The 21,835-nt window shown below is 43.8% G+C and carries 20 protein-coding genes and 1 pseudogene; 16 read left to right on the top strand and 5 right to left on the bottom strand.

Annotation, left to right across the window (positions count from 1 at the left end; genetic code table 11):
- Window positions 1-74 precede the first annotated feature (74 nt).
- From C9I99_RS04965 to C9I99_RS04935, 8 genes are all read left to right on the top strand, one after another.
- Window positions 75-1,052 (top strand): hypothetical protein, encoded by a 978-nt coding sequence (locus tag C9I99_RS04965; RefSeq protein ID WP_107347700.1) that lies wholly within the window; start codon window positions 75-77, stop codon window positions 1,050-1,052.
- 289 nt (window positions 1,053-1,341) lie between these two features.
- Complete coding sequence (locus C9I99_RS04960; protein WP_107347699.1) at window positions 1,342-2,430, top strand: hypothetical protein; 1,089 nt, start codon at window positions 1,342-1,344, stop codon at window positions 2,428-2,430.
- A 124-nt stretch (window positions 2,431-2,554) separates the two neighbouring features.
- Window positions 2,555-3,292 carry a hypothetical protein gene (locus C9I99_RS04955; protein WP_133638239.1) on the top strand — a complete coding sequence of 246 codons (738 nt, stop codon included), beginning with the start codon at window positions 2,555-2,557 and terminating at the stop codon, window positions 3,290-3,292.
- 486 nt (window positions 3,293-3,778) lie between these two features.
- Window positions 3,779-4,075 carry a hypothetical protein gene (locus tag C9I99_RS04950; protein WP_133638240.1) on the top strand — a complete coding sequence of 99 codons (297 nt, stop codon included), beginning with the start codon at window positions 3,779-3,781 and terminating at the stop codon, window positions 4,073-4,075.
- Between the two features lie 247 nt (window positions 4,076-4,322).
- A complete protein-coding gene (locus C9I99_RS27145) occupies window positions 4,323-4,463 on the top strand; it encodes a hypothetical protein (protein ID WP_166645446.1) in 141 nt (46 codons plus the stop codon).
- Window positions 4,464-4,921: 458 nt separating this feature from the next.
- On the top strand, window positions 4,922-5,428 hold the full coding sequence (locus tag C9I99_RS04945) for a YgjV family protein (RefSeq protein WP_107347696.1): 507 nt from the start codon (window positions 4,922-4,924) through the stop codon (window positions 5,426-5,428).
- Window positions 5,429-6,172: 744 nt separating this feature from the next.
- Window positions 6,173-7,075: a class I SAM-dependent methyltransferase gene (locus tag C9I99_RS04940; RefSeq protein ID WP_107347695.1), complete on the top strand. Its 903-nt coding sequence runs from the start codon at window positions 6,173-6,175 to the stop codon at window positions 7,073-7,075.
- Between the two features lie 93 nt (window positions 7,076-7,168).
- Window positions 7,169-7,645 carry a GNAT family N-acetyltransferase gene (locus tag C9I99_RS04935; RefSeq protein ID WP_107347694.1) on the top strand — a complete coding sequence of 159 codons (477 nt, stop codon included), beginning with the start codon at window positions 7,169-7,171 and terminating at the stop codon, window positions 7,643-7,645.
- Between the two features lie 237 nt (window positions 7,646-7,882).
- Here the strand turns inward: C9I99_RS04935 and C9I99_RS04930 are convergent, their stop codons facing one another.
- Complete coding sequence (locus C9I99_RS04930; protein ID WP_107347693.1) at window positions 7,883-8,038, bottom strand: DUF3012 domain-containing protein; 156 nt, start codon at window positions 8,036-8,038, stop codon at window positions 7,883-7,885.
- Window positions 8,039-8,354: 316 nt separating this feature from the next.
- Here C9I99_RS04930 and C9I99_RS27395 point away from each other — a divergent pair.
- From C9I99_RS27395 to C9I99_RS04915, 3 genes and pseudogenes are all read left to right on the top strand, one after another.
- A pseudogene (locus C9I99_RS27395) lies at window positions 8,355-8,591 on the top strand (tRNA-binding protein); the annotation flags it as partial.
- A 31-nt stretch (window positions 8,592-8,622) separates the two neighbouring features.
- Window positions 8,623-9,030, top strand: a complete 408-nt coding sequence (locus C9I99_RS04920; protein ID WP_107347692.1) for a GNAT family N-acetyltransferase — start codon at window positions 8,623-8,625, stop codon at window positions 9,028-9,030.
- 43 nt (window positions 9,031-9,073) lie between these two features.
- Window positions 9,074-9,541, top strand: a complete 468-nt coding sequence (locus C9I99_RS04915; protein ID WP_107347691.1) for a GNAT family N-acetyltransferase — start codon at window positions 9,074-9,076, stop codon at window positions 9,539-9,541.
- A gap of 60 nt (window positions 9,542-9,601) precedes the next feature.
- On the opposite strand, the gene C9I99_RS04910 is transcribed toward C9I99_RS04915, so the two are convergent.
- Window positions 9,602-10,276 carry a tRNA (adenine(22)-N(1))-methyltransferase gene (locus tag C9I99_RS04910; protein WP_107347690.1) on the bottom strand — a complete coding sequence of 225 codons (675 nt, stop codon included), beginning with the start codon at window positions 10,274-10,276 and terminating at the stop codon, window positions 9,602-9,604.
- A 189-nt stretch (window positions 10,277-10,465) separates the two neighbouring features.
- Between C9I99_RS04910 and C9I99_RS04905 the strand changes: the two genes are divergently transcribed.
- Window positions 10,466-11,104 (top strand): HD domain-containing protein, encoded by a 639-nt coding sequence (locus tag C9I99_RS04905; protein ID WP_243734590.1) that lies wholly within the window; start codon window positions 10,466-10,468, stop codon window positions 11,102-11,104.
- Window positions 11,105-11,236: 132 nt separating this feature from the next.
- Here the strand turns inward: C9I99_RS04905 and C9I99_RS04900 are convergent, their stop codons facing one another.
- From C9I99_RS04900 to C9I99_RS04890, 3 genes are all read right to left on the bottom strand, one after another.
- Window positions 11,237-12,253, bottom strand: coding sequence for an ABC transporter permease (locus C9I99_RS04900; RefSeq protein ID WP_107347689.1), 1,017 nt, complete (start codon window positions 12,251-12,253; stop codon window positions 11,237-11,239).
- Window positions 12,254-12,325: 72 nt separating this feature from the next.
- Entirely contained in the window at window positions 12,326-13,819 is a 1,494-nt protein-coding gene (locus tag C9I99_RS04895) for a sugar ABC transporter ATP-binding protein (RefSeq protein ID WP_107347688.1), read from the bottom strand.
- An 81-nt stretch (window positions 13,820-13,900) separates the two neighbouring features.
- Entirely contained in the window at window positions 13,901-14,899 is a 999-nt protein-coding gene (locus C9I99_RS04890) for a sugar ABC transporter substrate-binding protein (RefSeq protein WP_107347687.1), read from the bottom strand.
- 628 nt (window positions 14,900-15,527) lie between these two features.
- Between C9I99_RS04890 and C9I99_RS04885 the strand changes: the two genes are divergently transcribed.
- Genes C9I99_RS04885 through C9I99_RS04870 form a run of 4 tightly spaced genes read left to right on the top strand, consistent with a single transcriptional unit; the run spans window position 15,528 to window position 21,743 of the window.
- The gene (locus C9I99_RS04885) at window positions 15,528-17,435 is read left to right on the top strand and encodes a bifunctional 5-dehydro-2-deoxygluconokinase/5-dehydro-2-deoxyphosphogluconate aldolase (RefSeq protein ID WP_107347686.1); all 1,908 of its coding nucleotides are present in this window, start codon (window positions 15,528-15,530) and stop codon (window positions 17,433-17,435) included.
- Between the two features lie 11 nt (window positions 17,436-17,446).
- Complete coding sequence (iolD, locus tag C9I99_RS04880; protein ID WP_107347685.1) at window positions 17,447-19,297, top strand: 3D-(3,5/4)-trihydroxycyclohexane-1,2-dione acylhydrolase (decyclizing); 1,851 nt, start codon at window positions 17,447-17,449, stop codon at window positions 19,295-19,297.
- A gap of 11 nt (window positions 19,298-19,308) precedes the next feature.
- Window positions 19,309-20,217: a myo-inosose-2 dehydratase gene (gene iolE / locus C9I99_RS04875; RefSeq protein WP_107347684.1), complete on the top strand. Its 909-nt coding sequence runs from the start codon at window positions 19,309-19,311 to the stop codon at window positions 20,215-20,217.
- Window positions 20,218-20,234: 17 nt separating this feature from the next.
- The gene (locus C9I99_RS04870; protein WP_107347683.1) at window positions 20,235-21,743 is read left to right on the top strand and encodes a CoA-acylating methylmalonate-semialdehyde dehydrogenase; all 1,509 of its coding nucleotides are present in this window, start codon (window positions 20,235-20,237) and stop codon (window positions 21,741-21,743) included.
- Window positions 21,744-21,835: the final 92 nt, after the last annotated feature.

The following is a 21,835-nucleotide window of genomic DNA, read 5'->3' as shown; positions in this document are numbered from 1 at the left end:
CAAACAGTACATGAGTCTTTTACTTAGTAAAATTGTCATAAATATTCTCCTATTAAAACTTCATCGAGATTAATATGAAAAAAATACTTCTATCTTTATCCTTGATTAGCTCTTTTAGTTGTATGGCTGTTCCTGTAACAATGGATAATTATGTTGTTGCTGAATCTGACTGGTATTTTAGTGGCGTCCAAAATAAAGTTGGAGTCAATACTTGGATGCATGATGATCCCGTCAGTATTGATAATCAACAGGTTATTCGTTCAAATCGAGATGTGGTTTATTCTATCGCGATAGTCGATGTTAGTGAAGGTGCTACTTTTACTGTTCCTTTGTCAGGTGAATTTCAGATAATTCATATCATAGATGAACATCATTTATTTCATCAAGTAGTGAAAAATGGTGAAACACTTGAGGTATCAGCAGATGATATTCAAGGTGAATATGTATACCTATTAGCACGTACTCGTGATAATGGTGATTATGAAGATACGAAAAAGCGCCAATCTCAGCTTAAGTTTGAAGCAAAAGCAGAACGGCCATATCAATCAAAAGGCTATGATGCTGAGGAACTTATCGCATTCCGTGAGGAGCTTGTTCGTCAAGTCAATGATGGAGAGCAGCCAATTGCCGGTCACGATGCGTTTGGTAAAACGTTAGAAGATGTAAACCCTCATAACTACCTATATGCTGCTGCTTATGGTTGGGGAGGATTACCGATGGATACTGCTCAATACGTGCCTTTGCAGATCACCTCGGATAAATGTCAAACATGGACACTTGAGAAGCCTGCGCTTGACTGGGACAATAACGGATACTTATCTGCAACTTTCTATGGGGCAGATGGTTGGATTCATGAGAATGACTTTTATATTCCTCATTATGAAATGAAAGATAATGGCAACTCCTTTACATTTACAACAAATTGTCAGGTGGGTACAGGAAACGCCACTGTAGAAAAGGGAGGGAACTTCCTTATCCGCATGTATTTACCTATAGATGCTTGGGAAGTTAAATCACAGGCAGATAAAATGTATCATGTGGTGGGTGTGTAAAGGTTTTATATAACGTTAAATATTTAGGTGGTTTATATGAAAAGTATTGGCGATTTATAGTAAGTGTAATAATTATAAATTTATAATTCATAAGGGCTGACCAAGTGTCAGCCCTTTTTTGTATATGTGTCTATTATCATTTTATATTGAGCCCGTGTGATATATGTTTACGTGTGGAGGGAATATTTATGCTCTCCTTGTGTGGAAGCTTTTTTAAGAGTTAAGTGTGGCTTAATATCAACTTTAAGAGCAATTAATATTCTGGGGTTATATTTTTGGAATTAGTTACATGAACATGAATAAAAAATTGTTAGCCACTATCATTGCAACCACACTTTCAACTAATGTTTTAGCCCAAGCAGTAGATGTTGGACTGGTAAGTAATTCGCATCAAGGTGCTACTAAACAGCAGAAAACAATGGTTAATGAAGTATCACCTCAAACAAAAAATATAAATAACGAAGGAATTAAAGAAGTTGATGGCGTTGTATATGAACAAGAGAGTACTGGGTTTTGGGCCGCTATCGGCGCTGGTACATTAGGTTTGACCGCAGCACTCTTAAGTGGCTCTTCAAGCTCTGGTGCTGGAGATGATGATGTTTCTGGTGTTGATGGTGACCGCTTACCGGGTGACAAGCCAGAAGATGGTAACAAGCCAGACGGTGGCCTACCTGGCTTACCTATTGTTCAAGATGTTGAAGGCAAAGGCTGGGTAGTTGGTGAGACAAATCCAGAAAATGGCCGCACTGAACTTTTAAAAGACGGTGTACATGTTGCGTCTGTAGATGAAGACGGAGCTGTCCGTTCAAACGGTCAAGAGATTGGTACTTGGAAGGCGCAGGAAGATGGTACATATGTTCTTTCAATCAATGACAAGACGGTAGGGGCAACAGTCAATAAAGATGGTTCAATTAACGTAGATTATGTAGCTGGGGATCGTCTACCGGGTGACAAGCCAGAAGATGGTAACAAGCCAGACGGTGGCCTACCTGGCTCACCTATTTTCCCTGATTTTGAACGAGTTACTCTCGGCGACATAGAAGTAGACTCTGATAATCAAGCAATTAAGGTTAATGGAGATTGGTTTTACCTTACTGTTGGTGATGAGCTGGTAAACAGTGACGGCAAACGTATTCTGCTAAGTAAAGATGAGTTTAACAATATCACATTGCATAGTGCTCAGGGAGATATGTTGGCGACCGTACATGCTCATAAAATTGCTAATGACAAAATTCGCTTGGTAGACCACGTTGATGGTTCTCGTACTTATATTGGTGAATCAGGCCGTATGGTGACAATCGATGCTGATAAAAAGAAGGCCTTGAAATCTAAAATGGGTAACCTTAAAGCACAACTTAAATTACGGTTTACAAAATAAATTTGAATTAAAGAGTTCATGTAGGGCAAAGGAATGTCCATTTTACTACAGCCTATTAATTATTTTTAATAGGCTTTTTTGATTTTTATATTATGGTAAAAATTGCTTTTAAAAATTTAATTCTATGTGGATGAAAGCAAATAATTTTTTTAATATGACAAAGATACTTTTAATAATAATTGCTTGTGTTTCATTACCTATCTATGCATCTTGGCAAGATACGGTTGACTATGTTGGTGAAACTTTTAACGTCTCAGTAAGTAAAGAAAATTATTTAAATGAAAGTACTAGTGATGATTTGACCTATACACTATATGGTTCGCACGATTTTAATGAAACTTGGCGTGTTTTTGGACAAGTAGACACTGACAATTTTTGGGAAATAGGAGCTGGTTATTCATTCATTTTTTCTGATTTTGTATATAACGAAGTGACAGTAACAGCAGGTGGTAATACAGATGATGTTGATGTATACAGTGCTGGTTTGTTTAGTGCCCTCTCTTTGGGTGAGTTGATTTTATTTACGGACTTTTCTACTCAATATATTGACCGAGTTCTTGAAAGGCCTTTATCTAGGCTCGAGGTGATTAATTTTGAAAAGACATTCGGTGGATATCATGAAATGAATGAATGGCTCTCTTTATCATTATCTTATACACATAAATCGACTCTCTATAAAAAGCTATCGATTGATACCGCTAGCAAATGGGGAACGGTATATGGTGATAAAAGTTATACACACTATGTTAGCCCAGGCGTAACTTTTTCATTGATGGGGGTGAAGCCAACTGTTTCATACAACTATTATTTTGATGACAACAAGTCTAACAGTCTTGATTTTACATTAACATTTGACTTCTAGTTCAATAAAGGTACCTGTGAATTTATCGCTCTGGTTATTAGAGTGTATAAGCGTAAATTTCAATGTTAGCCTGACCATGCATGCTGGTAGCGAATATTTTGCCTGCGTTTCATTTGAACATCACTGCATGATTATGAGGAAACAGGGTTGAAGTGGCAAAAAACGAATAAGTAGAGGATGTAGGCTTTATTGTGTTTTTAAAGACTTACAGCCTGTGATGCTAGGAGAAAGTCATTACCTAGCATCTTGCCTTGGTGAGCTTCACCGTGGATACTGAACGAATGTTTGGCTAAATCAATGCCATAAATTGATTGTGAGATGCTGGCCTTCAGCAATTAGGTGTCAGACTTACCAAGTGTGGCAGAGCCTGATAAGGGGGAGTCAATGTCATTCGTTAGGCGTTAGGCGTTCTCACCTCTAAGTGAATCTTATCTTTTCAGTGAATCTTTTAGTTGTTAAGCTCATGCCCGGATGAATGATTGGGAAATGTCTATGAAAATCAGGCTTATTAGTATTGTTTCTGCACTCTTCCTCAGTGGTTGTTCGTTATTCGTGAGCGAAAGCTACTTTGGTGACAGTTGGACTGGTCATCATATAGACGAGCTTGTGAAGCAATGGGGTGAACCAAATCAAATGAAATCTGAAGAAGGTGGTGTCATTGAAGTTGAATATAAAATTTTCAGCGACAGTTGTACGTACATTTTTATTACGGATGAGCAAGGCATAATCTCATCTTATAAGTATGAAAGCACATTCTTGGGAACATGTAAGCCCATAGGATAAACACCTAACTAGCAACTCAAGCAATTCAAGCAGATTCGTAACGTTCGGCACTTTTGGTTTGAATCAGCTTAAGTGTTTACGGCTCAATGGTTTAGGTAGGGTGGTAACGTTGCCCGCTACTTAATTGGGCGTTATGCCTCCGTTTTTGGGGACATTATCTGAATCTAGCTAAATAACCTATTTAGGTTCACGGTTTTTTATTAACTATTTGATAAAATTACATTTCGGCTCGTATGGAGGATTTATAATGGGAACTATAATAGGTTTTGTTATTTTAGCTGCTATAGATTGGTATCTTATTCGTAAAACAGGACTCCATATTCATCAATGGATTTCTAAAAAGTATGAAGAGCATTTGTTGAGTAAGAAAAATAACAATAACAAATAGTGCTTACTTAGATAATAGGCATAACAAGCGCCTCAAGTGGATTCTGGACTTAACACGCGCAGTCTAGATGTGCAGCGGCTTGGGTGTTTACGGTGGTGTGCTAAAGTTGCAGCTATTGTTTTGGCTGCTTAGCGAGACGTTATATTTCTTTTTGGCTATTGTCATAATCCATAAGATCAATGGGTTATGTTGAATGGTAACAAAAGGTGACATCACCTTTTTTCTTCGACATTTTCCTGTAAAATCGCGTTTATTATTAGCTACACTGACGGGAGGAGTACAATATGAATCTATTTAACGTTCAAGTTCCCTCTGCCTGTCATTCTCAACTTCGTCAGACTCAAGCTGTCGCGATATACCTCCCCTGCAATTTATAACCTGAATCATATTGTTCAGCGCTTTATAGCTCTGAGCCGCTAAGACGTTTTCTATATTACCTGGTTATTATTGGAGGGGTTATGTCCCTTTTTGTTGCCTCCCAAATATTGGTTGGTTTAGCTGCGCTATTCGATATCGCATCGTTTCAGTTTAAAAATCGTACACTGCTTTTGTCTGCTTTATGTATATCGGCATTATTGATTGCAGCGCATTTCGCCCTACTTAAAGAGTGGACGGCCGCATGTTTGCTGGTAATAGGAGCATGTCGATACTTAGCCGGTATCTTCATTTCAACGCCTAAAATAAAGTGGTTGTTCTATTTCGTGACATTGTTAGGTACTGTTGTGACTTTCAGTGGTTTAACGAGTGTTCTGAGTTGCACTGCATCGCTATTGCATACAAAAGCTTCGTTTAGTAGCAATGACAAGCTAATGCGTTGGCTGATGGTTATTGGGACAGGAATGTGGGGTGTGCATGATGTTATAGTCGGCTCACCAGTAGCGGTATTCATCGATGTGTTGTTTATTGTAAGCAGTGTTATTGGTTACTACAGAATACATATCAAAAGTCCATGCCTTCAAAGTTAAGTTTTTGTTTTTACGCTAGTATGTGCGAAATTAGAGTGACGAAAACAGAAATATATCAAAGCATTTAAGACGGATTCTCAACGCTTGGCAATTTCAGTTCAGGTCGGCTTTAGTGTTAAATGTGGCAAGGTTTAGGCTTGGGTGGTAGCGTTGCTCACTACTTAACACGGCCACATGGACTCCCCCCGGTTGTCAACAACAGCGTCAGGTAACGCAAGGTCTGGACTTCCGCTCTATATTCGGTCTGTTTAATGGCTTTTGATGCCATGACCCTGATGACACTACGCGGTTGCGATTCCTCATTCGTTAGAAGGCATCTGCAGTGCCCACCGCAATATCAGGTTTTCCCGCAAAAGGTCTGAAGCTTACACCATCATTGGCTATTGCAATGACCCGGTGAAGTCGGCAAATCCGTTAGAAAACAGTGTGGTTTTATATTGGTTGGTATTCGGTGCTGTTACTGAGTTGCGACAGATACTACGAGGATTTTTGGCTTCCAGCCGGAAGATAGCCCGTGGTTATTGGCAAAAGTAGAAAGGACTTTCGATCGGGTTATTGTTTGGTGGATCAGTACCTTGCCTTGCTCATTTTAGCCGTGGATACTGAACGAATGTTTGGCTAAATCAATGCCATAAATTGACTGTGACATGGTGGCCTCCAAGGACTGTAGTCAGACTTACCAAGTGTGGCAGAGCCTGATGAGGGGGAGTCCATGTCATTCGTTAGTTTAATACAAGGGTGTGTATGAGTAATTCCATTTTTAGAAAAGACGGTACTGCCCAAGGGGTGGCAAAACAGCGTTTGATTGAAACACTGGCTAAACCTGATAGACGTGTCATAAATGATCCCTATGCCGAACGATTTGTTGTAGGTGCTAGCTTGATCAAGCTATTGGGGCATAAGCTTAGCGTCTGGTTAACTCAAAAGTTCGCGCCTGGTTTCCACGAGCATTTAATTTCGCGTACTCGTTTCATTGATGAGCTAATCAAAAAAAGTGCTGCTAGTGGTGCAGAGCAATACGTCATTCTAGGTGCTGGCTATGATTTGAGAGCTCACCGTCTAGAACTACCATCGTCGTTGAAAATCTTTGAAGTTGATCAACCAGAAGTTCAGGCGAAGAAACGTTCCAAACTTCCTGAAGATTTACCTAACTCTAGCAATGTTAGCTATGTGGCCGTTGATTTCAATCATCAGTCACTAACTGAACAACTTTTGGCTGCGGGTTTTGATCAAAGTAAGCGCACAGTTTTTACGCTAGAAGGTGTTTCTCAGTACATAAGCAAAGAGGCGACGACTTCAACAATCAAAGAACTGGCTGCACTTACTCAAAGAACAGGATCTACATTGTTTGTATCTTACGTCGATGAATTACTTGAGAAAGATCCTGAAGCCTGCTTTGGTAAGGGCTACCCAAAAGCGGCGGAGCGGGCTGAGGCAATAAAACGTATATCAGCAAAAGTGGGTGAACCTTGGATATCATTCTACACCGCTGAAGAAATCGAAACCCTATTATCCCAAAATGGTTTCTCATTAAAAGAAAATAAAACTTTGGATGACCTTAATACCGTGTATTTTACCCCTGTAGGTAGAACCATTCCTGAAAATCAAATTTTTAAACTGGAACACTTTGTAATAGCGGAGTCCTAGGCAGTATTCCATTGACCTAGGTACTTGTAAAAGAAGGAAAGATTTACGAGCAGACTATTTTTTGTGACTGAGTACCATCGTTTGAGGGCTGTTATGTTCACTGTAAAAATTAAGTCGGTTAATTTGAATGAGGCCGCACTAGTTCAAAATTGTGCTTTCGACGCATTTGAGGATGATTCCAACAAGTATGGTTCTTACCCTCCTAACATAGAATCGATGGACTGGATATGTGCCGAAATTGACAAAGGAAACTTTTATAAAGTGTTATATGGCGGAGCTTTCGCAGGTGGACTCTGTGTGGAGCTCGATGCAGATAAAATTTTGGATATTAAATACGTATTTCTAGGACAACAATTTCAGGATAAAAAGATTGGTTCGCAAGTGATGGGGTTAATCGAAAAGCAATTTGGTGAAGCCGTTGCTTTCAAATTATTAACGCCATCAGGGTCTTTGCGCAATCACCATTTCTATGAAAAGCAGGGTTACATCAAAACTAGGGTGTTCAACCCGATTGCCGATGATGATGACTTTAGCGTGTTTGAGTATGTCAAAAGGGTGGGAGCCAAGTAAATACATACCATATATAGAGAGCTTCTAGATAGTATACCTATAGCCTAAATAGGCGCTATTCAAAGCAAGGGTTAGACGTCACGTTGGCACAGCAAGCTCTTAATAGGCTTTATGCTGGTAAGTAAGGATTACCGCCAGATAGACGATCAGTTCACCATGCAGGGTTTGTTGTGCTCTGTGCAGGCTTACAGCCAGTGATGCTAGGAAAAGTCATCACCTAGCATCTTGGCCGAACGATTATAAAATGCAGTGTTTAGCGTAATCCTTGGCTTCGTTTGCCGTCCAATCACCTTTCGGTTTTTCTTTTAGATCTTCACACCAAGCTTCGCTGCCTACCTCGGTACAAGCAGAGAGGGTGAAGCAGATAAAAACTAAGCTGAGTAACTTTTTCACGATAAAACTCCTTTCATATCGTATAGAATATTGCTTATTTAAATATCAAGAACATGAAAAGTCAAATAGCTACGGGGCTATAACCATCAATGATGGCGTCAATATTGGTGGGATTTCCAAAGCGGTATGGTTTAATTTAGCTCGTTCACGTGCCCAAGAATGTGAAGCACCACCGGCTTCCATCTCGACAATTACACGTGGGATACTGGCGAAGTTCGATAGGACTTTCGACCGAGTTATTAATTTATGAATCAGTTCCTTGCCTTGTTTATCTTCACCGTGGATACTAAAAAATGTTTGGCTAAATCAATGCAATAAATTGATTGTGGATCTGGGTGATCATGTTCGCTTAATTCTCGCGGGAATAAAGCAAGAACGTGAAAATCCATACGAAATCGAAGGTAAGCAAGCGCTGTTCGTTGTTAATTTACCGGAGTAAAATAGCTGGGGAAGTTTCTCAAGGCATGTTATCTGATATCGGGTATGCCGATAAGCTGACGCCTTGTTTAGCAACACCAGAAACAGACGTGCGAATGGTAGTAGAGCAGGATAGATGTTGCTGTAAGTATTAAGGAAAGAGAAAAATGGATTTAACAGTAAAATTCGATAAGGATATCGAGCAAACGGAAGTCATTGCCCTGTATAAAGCCAATGACTGGTCATCTGCAGAGAAACCGGAAAAGCTATTACCAGCGCTACTAAATTCAGACAGTTTAGTAACAGCCAGAGTCGGTAGTCGACTTATCGGCATTGGCAATGCGATTTCAGATGGTCACCTCGTTGTTTACTATCCTCACATGCTTGTTCATCCTGAATTCCATGGCCAAGGGGTTGGACGGAAAATAATGGCGCTGATGCAAACTAAGTATCATTCTTTTCATCAACAAATGCTTACAGCGGATGGTGAAGCTGTCAATTTTTATAAATCTTTAGGTTTTGAAAGGGCAGGGAACACCGAACCAATGTGGGTGTATTCGGGGACGGATCATTAGGAATACAGGAGCTTGTGTCATACGCTAATTCCTCGGAGGATATATGGAATTTGTGAGTGCGAGTGAGGCACACTTTGGTGAGATCGCTCAATTAGTCTCTTCTCCCGAAGAGCTGTATTCAGTTTGTCCGTCCGGCACCTTTCCGTGGGACCGGGAACAGATCCGCGATATTGCCAGAGAAAGGTCTGAGCTAACGGTATGTATGGAGGATGGTCAGGTTGTTGCTTTTGGAAACCTATATAATATCCAACCGTCTCAGAGTGCATTTATCGGTAATGTTTTAGTACGTGATAGCCACAAAGGGAAGGGGATTGGGCGAGCCTTACTAGAGTGCCTTATTGCTAAATGCCTTGATCTTTACCAAGCGACACCGTGTTTATCGGTTTTCAATTACAACACACGCGCTTTGTTACTTTATACCAAGCTTGGCTTTGTGCCGTATAGTGCAGAGCCCCGACTCTCGCATGAAGGGCAAGAGGTGGTTTTACTGCACATGCATCTTAGATATTGAACCGAGCGCAGAGGGTACTTATCTCTTCAACTCGTTTTTTGCTTCATGTTAAGCATTAACTCAAATAGTTACAGCGCAATAATCATCAATAATGGCCTGAATATTGTTATCGGCTGTGTTTCCCTGTTGAATACGGCGATAATGACTCAACGTTTTGTCTTTGTACTTTGTTGCGATGTCGGCTTGTTCGGTCGAATCATATTGCCAAATTTTGCTACCGACAGCACTGACTTGCTCATTGTCTCTGCGTGTCGATGAGACGAGCATAATTTCATAAAATCGGCGATTGTCTTCGATGAGTACTTCGTGCTTTAGACCAAAATCTTGTTCAATCAATGTCTTGCGCAACGTAAACTGGTGATTAACGGGGCACAGTAAGAAATCAATATTACCATCTTGATGGTTCTGGTGAATTGCGGCTACAAGTTCGCTCATTAAGTCTCCCCCCACACCGGCGATGATGACCAAATGCTTGCCGTCATATTGGTATAGAGGAAGCTTTGCCACATCTTGGCAGTGGACTTCCCATGCGGCCCCTGGGTAGAAACGCTGAAGTTTTTTTTCCAATGCTGCCATCAGGTCCGGAACAATATCAGCAAAATGAATATTTTCTGCCGCCTGTCGAGACAAGAGTGCTGCACCGATAAAACCATGGTCACAGCAACAATCCCAAACATGGGTATAGTTAGGTGTGACCATTTGCTCGATTTTCTTCAATCTTTTACTGAGTTTCACGGGAATGCCTGATTAACGTTTTAAAACGCGCGCATTGTACAGGATCGAGATGGCTGTCGACATCTTTGGCTTCCATTTCTTTTAATCGCATTTTCGCTTACGGTGGTTTGCGTCTTTAAGGTACTATTTCTGTTCTATTTTATTAACAACTCGACTGGCGCTATCGTCTAGGCAGGTTAGGGGGGAACAGTGCAAGAAAATTTCGAAACCAAGTTAGAAAATCAGTTTGTAGAGTTTATTCAAGCTGAAATGCAACAGGATCTCGCTCATGATATGAATCATGTGTTTAGAGTTGTCAAAACAGCCAAGACGCTATGTGAACGTGAAGAGGCATCACTTGAGATTGTTCTTCCTGCCGCTTATCTACATGATTGCTTTTCGTTTCCAAAGAATCACCCTGAGAGGGCTAAAAGCTCTCAGGTTGCGGCTGACAAAGCGGTGGAGTTTCTGGCCAGTATTGGCTATCCCTCACAGTATTTCGAGGCAATTCATCATGCCATTGTTGCGCATAGTTTCAGCGCGAATATAAAGCCAGAGACTTTAGAGGCACAGATCGTTCAGGATGCAGATAGGCTAGATGCTTTAGGTGCCATTGGTATCGCACGGTGTATCCAGGTTAGTTCAAACCTAGGTGTCAGCTTATATGATGCGCAAGACCCGTTTAGTACAGGCAGAGAGTTAAATGATCGGAAATACACTATAGATCATTTCTACACCAAGCTCTTTAAGTTGAAAGATACGATGAATACGGTATCGGCGAAGGTTGAAGCGGAGAAAAGAACGCACTATATGGAAGCGTATTTAGAGCAGTTAGGCACAGAAATTTGAACCTTAAACCGTAAAAAAAGCCACGTAACCCTAGGGGAGAAACGTGGCACTTCAACGTGAAGTCCTACAGTAAAGCTAATTCTTTATAGGCTCGAGTTGTTTTTATCTTTACGCATTTATTAAGGGGTATGGTTATTTACTCTTCTTCTGTCGTTTCATATCGAAGACAACAGCCACTATTATCACCAGGCCTTTGACGACCTGCTGCCAGTAAGCCGAGACATTCAATAAGTCGAGGCCATTCTGTAGCACACCCATAATCATGGTACCGATAATAGTACCTTGAATCGTACCGATACCACCGGCGTGGGATACACCACCAACGGTTGCTGAGGCAATGGCATCCAGTTCGTACATGACCCCAAGACCAGGCTGGCCAGAGTTGATACGGGCAGAAAGGATAAGCGCTGCGATACCGGCTAGTAGGCCAGCGTAGGTGTATACCAGTATTTTGTACTTCTTAACGTTGATACCTGAAACATAGGCGGCTGTTTCGTTACCACCAATTGCGTAGGCATATTTACCGAAGCGGGTGTAGTTGAGCAGGATGTAAGAAACGATAGCCATCACAATAAATATCACTACCGGAACGGGAACACCTGCAATGGTACCCTGACCAATCCATTGGTATGAATCGATAAGGCTACTGACTGGGCGGCCATCTGAGTAGAGCAGGGCAGCACCACGAGCGATGATCATCATACCCAGGGTGGCGATGAACGGAGGGATACCGGTATAAGCGATCAGTGCACCGTTGATGAAGCCACAAAGCGCACCGACAGCTAAAGCGACAAGGATCGGCACAATAACCGGTAGCTCAGGCATGGCAGGATACATCCTCATACCCCAGTCTAGCGTTTGCGCCATACTGGCCGAGGCGACAGCGGCGACCGCCAATACTGATCCCGATGATAAGTCGATACCTCGGGTAATAATGATGATGGTTACCCCAAGTGCCAATAAGCCGATACTGGCCATTTGGGTAACAACGTTAAGTAAGTTGGCTACTGTAAGAAATACTGGAGATAAAATCGTCATCACCACGCACATGGCGATGAATACAACGTAGATGGCATACTTTGAAATCAAGCGTTTATAATTCTGTGGTGATTTCGCACCAGACGTTGCTTCTATTAACTTCGCAATCATAATGACTTTCCTTGATAAATTATTGCGTCACCCTGTCACGACAGCAGTGATTATACGGTATGGCTTGGGCAGTTATGCCAATGCCATCGACATGATTTTTTCTTGGGTCGCCTCATGGCCGTCGAGTTCGCCTTTTAGCTTGCCTTCATGCATGACCAGTACACGGTCACTCATGCCGATAACTTCTGGCAATTCTGACGAGATCATGACCAAGCTTTTCCCCATACCGGTTAAAAGACGCATGAGTTTGTAGATTTCAGATTTTGCACCTACATCAATACCTCGGGTCGGTTCATCGAGGAATAGAATATCGGGCTTGGTTAACATCCAGCGGGCCAACAATACTTTTTGTTGGTTACCACCACTGAGGTTATCAATAGCCTCGCTCATGTGCGGGGTTTTCACTTTGAGCTTTTTACAGTGTTCCTCGCTGTCCGAGCGCATTTGGCGAACATCAAGTACATTTGCAACGCGGCTCTTGTAAGCGTCGAGGTGGGCGATAGAGGTATTGGCAAAAATATCTAGCATCAGATAAAGGCCAGAATGGCGGCGGTCTTCTGTTAAGAAAGCCATTTTGTGGCTAATCGCATCCTGCGGTGCTCTGATCTCAACATGTTCGCCGTTGATCCAAATCTCACCGGTATCTTTTTCACGAACACCAAACAACGTTTCGATTAGTTCGGTTCGACCAGCACCAACTAGACCTGCGATACCTAGGATTTCACCCTCATGAAGTTTGAAGTTCATGGGTTTAAAGCAGTCGTTAACTGATAGGTCTTTCACTTCAAGTCGAATTTTTCCCGGCTTGGCAGTTGGGGGTGGGAAAACATCGCCAAGATCACGACCCACCATCATCTGAACGAGCTCATCATGATTCGTATTTCTTGCTTCTCGTTCGCCAATGTAGCAACCGTCACGAAATACCGTAATGTCATCACAGATTTTGAATATCTCGTCCATTTTGTGGCTGATATACACCATAGAAACGTCTTGGGATTTAAGCTTTTCGATGATTTCAAATAGGTGCGTGACCTCTTTGTCAGTCAGAGCCGAAGTTGGCTCATCCATGATGATAATTTTCGAATCGAATGAAATGGCTTTGGCGATTTCGACCATTTGCATCGTTGCAACGGTTAGGTCGCTCATTAAGGTTCGAGGATCAAGATCCAAGTCGATACGCTGGAGTAGGGCTGTTGTATCGGCGAACATCTTTTTATGATCTATCAGTCGCAATGGCCCTTTAATTGGCTCTCGGCCCAGCCAGATATTTTCTGCAATATTACGGTGTAGAACGGGAGAGAGTTCTTGGTGAATCATTGAAATGCCACTTTCCAGTGATTCTTTGGCGCCAGCGAAGTCGACGAGTTCTCCTTGGTAGCGAATAGTGCCTGCATCCCGGTGGTATGTGCCAAACAGCACCTTCATCAAGGTTGATTTTCCTGCACCATTCTCGCCCATGAGTGCCATTACGCGGCCTTTTTTTAGCGTAAGTTGCACATTATTGAGTGCTTTTACACCAGGAAAGGTCTTGGTAATACCACGCATCTCAAGTATTACTTGGCTCATAATGATTTGCTCCAAATTAGGCCCTACGTGGCTAACGCAGAGTAGGGCCAGATAAGTGATCTATAGAGAGGGAGAGGTGGGTTAACCTTTGGCTTGGAATTCAGCGAGGTTGTTTTGGGTAACAAGCTCCGCAGGAATCCAGGTGATTTTTTCTTGTGGTTTTTTATTGATAGCATTCAGTGCTGCATCTAGTGCACCTTTGGCTTGACCTACACCATCTTGGAAAACGGTGGCATCCAAAGCGCCTTGTTCAATAGCCATGATGCCATCTGGAGTCGCATCAACACCGACTACTATGGTGTCATCTAGTTTGCCTGCAGCACGCAGTGCCTGAATTGCGCCTAATGCCATGTCGTCATTGTTCGAAAGAATAATGTCAATTTGCTCGCCAGAGTTGATCCAGTTCTCCATTACGATCATGCCTTGCGAGCGTTGCCACAGACCGGTTTGTTTACGGGTAATGTTGTATTCTGGCTTATCTTTGAAAAAGTCTTCTACACCTTGAGTGCGAAGGATTGCAGCTTCAACCGTCATCATACCCATGATGATGCCAATGTTACCGCCATCGATTTGAGAGGCTGCATATTTTGCCTGCTCTTCACCGAAGCGAAGTTCGTCAGAACCCACATAAGACACACCTTCTGGCAGGTAAGAAGGACGACGGTTTAAGAAAACCAGTTCGATGCCTGCTTTTTGAATGCTGTCGGTCATTGGTTGGGTTGCATCAGTGTTAACCGGTACAAGGATGATGCCGTCTACTTGCTGGACGATGAAGTTTTGGATTTGCCCCAGCTGCTTCACTGTATCTTCTTTAGCATCGACGAAAATGAGCTCTACATCGCCCATCTCTTTGGCGTAATTCTCCATGGAGTCTTTCATATTGACCAAAAATGTATCATCAAAGTTAGGGATAGCGACGCCAATCTTTATTTTTCCTTCACCTTCCTCACTACCACACGCTGCGAGTGTTAACACCGCACCAATGATAGCAACTTTACGCAGAACTCCCTTTAAAAGGGCTTTTGTCGTTGAGATAGAGTGTGTAAGTAGAGAAGTAATTCCATGTATCAGTGACGGCATTGTTGCCTCCTTTTTATTGTGTACCTAACCGTTTTCTTCTATGAAATGTATATTTCATTTATTCGGTAGATAGGTACTGATCACTTTCTACAACGAAATGCATTGTCAGAAAGCGTGTTCACGTTGATTGAAATAAATTTATTATTTTTATGTAAACAACTATAAGCTCGAGCTTAATTAATAACCACCCCGGATTGACTGTAAATGACAAAATTGTTAACCACGTCTCACTGAAATCAATGTCTAATGGCTATTTTATTCTATAAAGTTATGATTTTTAACGTTAAATATGGCGTTTGCATCTTATGATAATGCTAAGTTGTTGATAAGGAATGGAATGTTACGCCATTAGGCTGATGTTGCTACTATGTTGCTGGTATTTGAAAAATATTTTCCATTATAGTCTCTGTTCTACACGCCTTTTCTGAGTGAGGAAATTTTACCTTGATCACAAAAAATATTTTTCATTTCGTTTTATGTTTAAACTGAAACAAATGTTTCGTATGATGGTTGCATCGAATCAATGAGCGTTGAGATAGGTGTTCTCAACTTTGATTGTCAAAATCAGTTCAACGATTATCAGAACGGTTTTTAACTACAGCAGTGGTTAGAGGAAGGAGTGAAAAGGATGAATACCAGCAATAAGAAGTTAGATCTTATTTGTTTGGGGCGAGTTGCCGTGGATTTGTATGGCCAGCAGATCGGTGCTCGTCTTGAAGATATGGGCACTTTCTCTAAGTATCTCGGTGGCTCATCAGGCAATGTCGCCTATGGCACGGCAAGACAGGGATTGAAATCATCCATGCTTGCTAGAGTCGGTGATGAACACATGGGACGATTCTTAAGAGAAGAGCTTCAGCGGGTAGGGGTTGATACCAGTAATTTAATTACTGACGAAGACCGTTTAACCGCCTTGGTTATTCTTGGTATTAAAGATGAAGATACCTTTCCACTGATCTTCTACCGTGATAACTGTGCTGATATGGCAATCACTGCTGATGACATTGATGAAGAATATATAGCTTCAGCCCGTTGCCTAGCGATCACCGGTACTCATTTATCTCACCCTAATACCCGTGAAGCGGTACTAACAGCATTGCGCTATGCCCGTAAACATGGCGTGAAGACAGCGATTGATATTGATTACCGGCCTGTTCTTTGGGGGCTAACCGCTCTTGGTGACGGTGAAACACGCTTTATTGAATCTGGCAAGGTTACCGAGCAGCTTCAAGAGGTGCTAGGGCTGTTTGATTTAATTGTCGGAACAGAAGAAGAATTCCATATTGCGGGTGGCTCAACCGATACCGTGGAAGCTTTAAAAGCGGTACGTGAGGTTAGCCAAGCCGAATTGGTTTGTAAGCGTGGCCCTCTGGGATGCTCAGTGTTTACTGATGATATTCCTCATGATCTTGATGAAGGGATCACCGTTGAAGGGGTTCGCGTTGATGTACTCAATGTTCTTGGGGCCGGTGATGCCTTTATGTCTGGCCTGTTGCGCGGATACCTCAACGAGGAAGGTTGGGAAAAGGCGTGCGCTTATGCCAATGCGTGTGGTGCCTTAGTCGTGTCACGACATGGTTGTGCACCAGCGATGCCTTCAAAGGAAGAGTTGGATGATTACCTGACGCGTGCCCATGATGTGCCTCGCCCGGATCTCGATGAACGCTTGAACCACCTACACAGAGTGACAACACGGGATAAAGAGTGGGAAGAGTTGTGTGTGTTGGCGTTTGATCACCGTATCCAGTTTGTTGATATGGCACGCGAAGCTAATGCTGATATTAGCCGAGTTAAGCCACTGAAAAAGCTTATTCTACGAGCAAGTCGTGAAGTCGCAGAAGAAGCCGGGTTATCAGGCAAAGCCGGATTACTGTGTGATAGCACATTCGGCCAAGATGTCTTGAATGACATTACCGGTGAAGGTTGGTGGATTGGTCGTCCGGTAGAGTTGCCAGCTTCCCGCCCGCTTGAACTAGAGCACGGCAATATCGGCTCCCAGCTAATCGATTGGCCGTTAGAGCATGTTGTGAAATGTTTGGTGTTCTTCCACCCAGATGATCATCATGCGCTGCGTCTTGAGCAAGAAAAGCAAGTGCGTGAAGTGTATGAAGCGTGCTGTAAAACAGGCCATGAATTGCTGTTGGAAATCATTTTGCCTGCCGATATGGAACGTTCCGATGCGCTATATCTGCGTGCCATGCAGCGCTTCTACAATCTAGGTGTTAAACCTGACTGGTGGAAACTACCGCCGATGGCTGCTGAATCTTGGTGCGAAGTCAATGACCTGATTCAAACCCGTGATGCGCACTGCCGTGGTGTTGTATTACTGGGCTTGGATGCACCAGAAGATGAATTAAAAGCCGGATTTAATGCAGCGGCAAGTACCGATGTAGTGAAAGGCTTTGCGGTTGGTAGAACAATTTTCGGACAGCCATCCCGCCAATGGCTTGCTAACGAGATTGATGATGCCGGTTTGATTGCCCAAATCAAGGAGAACTATCACAACTTAATCACTTTATGGCGTCAGCGTGGCTAAAGGAGTAGACCATGAGTGTTAATACTGTACGCCTGACAATGGCTCAGGCACTGGTGAAATACCTGCAGGCGCAAAAAGTGGATGTTGATGGTGAAATCCAATCCATGTTTGCTGGCGTGTTTGCTATTTTTGGTCACGGCAATGTCGCAGGGCTAGGGGAGGCGCTTTACCACGCCAATGAAACTTTGCCAACCTACAGAGCCCATAATGAGCAGGCGATGGCGCACAGTGCGATTGCTTTTGCCAAGGCAAACAACCGTCAGCGTATGATGGCGGCAACGACATCTGTGGGCCCAGGCGCATTAAATATGGTGACGGCTGCTGCACTTGCACATGTCAATCGTCTGCCAGTTCTGCTTCTGCCTGGAGATACGTTTGCCACCCGCGAACCAGACCCTGTTTTACAACAGGTTGAGGACTGGAGTGATGCCACAATCACCCCGAATGATTGTTTCAAACCCGTCAGCCGCTTCTTTGATCGCATTACGCGTCCCGAGCAGCTTTTGAATAGCTTGCCACAAGCGATGCGCGTATTGACGGATCCGGTTGAGTGCGGCCCTGCAACCATTGCACTCCCGCAAGATGTTCAGACCATGGCTTTTGACTACCCGTTGCATTTCTTCAAAGAAACAATCCATCGTGTACGTCGTCCGGGGGCGGATGAGCAAGAATTGGCAGCTGTCGTTGAATTGATCAAACACGCTAAACAGCCGTTGGTTATTGCGGGTGGTGGTATTCATTACTCCGGCGCATTAGCGCAATTCCGTGAATTTGTTGAGACCTACCAATTGCCTGTGGGTGAAACCCAAGCCGGTAAAGGTGCACTGCCGTGGGATCACGTATCCAATCTTGGTTCAATCGGCGTAACTGGCTCGGCAGCCGTAAATAAAATGGCTGCGGAAGCTGACGTGATCATTGCTGTGGGCAGCCGTTTGCAAGATTTTACCTCTAGCTCAAGGGCCTTATTTAAGGCTGACGCAAAAATTGTATCACTGAATGTAAACGGCTTTGATGCCACCAAGCATTACGGAACGCCGTTGGTGGCTGATGCCAAGGTAACACTGCCTAAACTAACGCAGCAATTGGCTGACTGGCAGATATCTTCAGTTTGGCAACATGAAGCAGAGACGCTTCGTCAGGAGTGGAATGAAACCGTTTCTATTGCCATGACCGACCGTGGAACTGAACTGCCGACCGATGCAGAAGTTATCGGTGCGGTTAACCGTGCCGCTGATGAAAAAGACATTGTTGTCTGTGCTGCGGGTGGCTTACCTGGCGAATTGCATAAGTTATGGCGAACACGTTATGACAAAGGGTATCACCTGGAATACGGCTTCTCTTGCATGGGCTATGAAATCGCCGGTGGTCTTGGGGTCAAGATGGCCAAACCAGACTCTGACGTTTTCGTCATGATCGGCGATGGTTCATATTTAATGCTGAACTCTGAAATTTCCACTTCGGTTATGTTAGGGCACAAGCTGGTTCTAGTGGTGTTGGACAACCGTGGATACGGCTGCATTAACCGACTTCAGCATGCTTGCGGTGGGGCAGGTTTCAATAACTTGCTCAAAGACTGCAACACCGTTGAAGAAGGCGCACCAAAAACTGATTTTGCAGCCCATGCCCGTTCGCTAGGAGCGCAGGCAGAAAAAGTCGCCAATATCGCAGAGCTTGAACAAGCCTTGATGCGAGCCAAGCAGGCGACATCGACTTATGTCATCACCTTGGATACAGACCCACTAAGCACCACAGAGTCTGGTGGTTCATGGTGGGAAGTCGCAGTCCCCGAAGTGTCTGAGCGTGAACAAGTACGTGCGGCCAGAGCACGCTATGAAATCGCCAAACAACAGCAAGTTATTTAAGGAGAATAAGCATGACTGTTCAACTAGGTATCAACCCACTGACTTGGACCAACGATGACTTGCCATCACTGGGGGCTGAAACACCGCTAGAGACATGTTTGACGGAAGGGCGAAAAGCCGGTTTTGTTGGCTTTGAGCTGGGGAATAAGTTTCCGCGCGAAGCCAGCGTGCTTGGGCCAATTTTGGCAAACCACGATGTTAAGTTGGTTTCTGGCTGGTATTCCGGTGAACTGCTGACCCGTTCGGTAGAAGAAGAAATTGAAGCCGTACAACCTCACTTAACATTACTGCGTGAGTTGGATGCCAAGGTCATGGTATTCGCTGAAGTGACCGATTGCATTCACGGGTTACAAGATACGCCAGTACGCTTACGACCAAAATTCCCCGCTGAGAAGTGGCAAGAATATGGCAAAAAACTCAGCGAGTTTGCCAAGTACACCAAAAGCCAGGGGGTTGAAGTTGCCTACCATCACCATATGGGCACGGTTATCGAAACTGCTGAAGATATTGATAACTTGATGGAATACACCAGTGATGAGGTGGGCTTACTGCTTGATACTGGCCATCTGACTTTCGCTGGTGCCGATCCAGTGCTAGTCGCAACACGTTGGGCTCATCGTATCAACCATGTTCACACCAAAGATATAAGAGCGGATGTTCTGGCCGATGTGAAAAACCGAAATACCAGTTTCTTGGATGCGGTATTAGATGGCGTATTTACAGTACCGGGTGATGGTTGCGTCAATTACCCAGCGGTGTTTGAGCAGCTGAAGAAAGCGAATTATCAAGGTTGGTGTATTGTAGAGGCAGAGCAGGACCCTTCCATTGCTCACCCAATGACGTATGCAACTTTAGGTTTTAACAATTTACAAAAACTTGCTCGCGAGGCCGGGCTATTAACTGGCGAAGGCCAAGAGTAATGACAGGAGCAAAATCAATGGAAACAGTTCAAAACTTCATTCAGGGCCAAATCTGCGAAAGCCACAGCCAGCGCTTTGCACCGATATTTAACCCGGCGACAGGCGAGCAAACTCGTCAGGTGGTTCTAAGCTCTGCGGCTGAAACCGCTGAAGCTGTCGCAGTCGCTGATAAAGCATTTCCTGCTTGGGCGAAAACCTCACCGCTGAAACGTGCCCGTGTCATGTTCAAGTTCAAAGCATTGTTAGAGCAGAACATGGATAAGCTAGCTCGTTTGATTTCTAACGAGCACGGAAAAGTCTATTCTGATGCGGTGGGAGAAGTGACTCGTGGCCTTGAAGTGGTTGAGTTTGCTTGTGGCATTCCGCATCTGCAAAAAGGTGAGCACTCAGCAAACGTGGGTACAGGCGTTGATAGTCATTCATTGATGCAACCGCTAGGTGTATGTGCCGGTATTACTCCATTTAATTTCCCGGCAATGGTACCAATGTGGATGTTCCCGATTGCTTTGGCAACGGGTAATACCTTTATACTGAAACCATCAGAGAAAGATCCATCATTGGGCTTGGTTATTGCGGAATTGTTGAAAGAAGCAGGCTTGCCAGATGGTGTATTTAACGTCGTCAATGGTGATAAAGAATCGGTTGATGTACTGCTTACTGACCCACGTGTTCAAGCGGTAAGTTTTGTTGGCTCGACACCCATAGCAGAATACATTTACTCAACAGCCTCTGCACACGGTAAGCGTTGCCAAGCGCTTGGAGGCGCTAAAAACCACTGCATCCTGATGCCTGATGCTGATTTGGATATGGCAACAAGCGCTATCATGGGCGCAGCTTATGGCGCTGCGGGCGAGCGCTGTATGGCATTGTCCGTTGTGGTTGCAGTGGGTGACGAAACCGCTGAGCAACTGATAGACAAACTGAAGTCGCAAATTGATGTGATGAAGGTTGGCCCGGGTGTGGTTGAAGGCCCTGAAAACGATATGGGCCCAGTTATTTCAGCTCAGCACAAACAGAAGATTTGTGATTACATCACATCAGGTGTAGAGCAAGGGGCTTCACTGGCTGTTGATGGCCGTGATATTTGCATTGAAGGCCATGAAAACGGCTTCTTTGTTGGCCCAACTCTGTTCGACAATGTGTCACCAGAAATGACTATCTACCAAGAAGAAATCTTCGGCCCAGTATTGGCGATTGTTCGCGTGCCGGATTACCAGACAGGCCTTGAGCTTATTAATCGCCACGAATACGGCAACGGTACGGCTATCTTTACCCGCGATGGTGAAACTGCGCGTCAGTTTAGCGAAGATGTACTGGCTGGAATGGTAGGTGTGAATGTGCCAATTCCTGTGCCGATGGCGTTCCACAGTTTCGGTGGCTGGAAGCGTTCAGTCTTCGGTCCGTTGAATGTTCACGGTAACGATGGTGTGCGCTTCTATACCCGAATGAAGACAGTGACTAGCCGTTGGCCTGCCAGTGTTCGACTAGAGCAGCACAGCAGCAGCTTTGTGATGCCGACGATGTAATGGCAATTTGATTTAAATAGTAAAAGCCAGGCTGATCTGAGTCTGGCTTTTTTATTTATGGTAGGTTAAAAAATGAACATTTCATTATTTAC

Source organism: Photobacterium lutimaris, assembly GCF_003025555.1.
In the GTDB taxonomy this organism is placed as follows: Bacteria; Pseudomonadota; Gammaproteobacteria; order Enterobacterales; family Vibrionaceae; genus Photobacterium; species Photobacterium lutimaris.
This window is presented reverse-complemented; position numbering and strand designations above follow the sequence as displayed.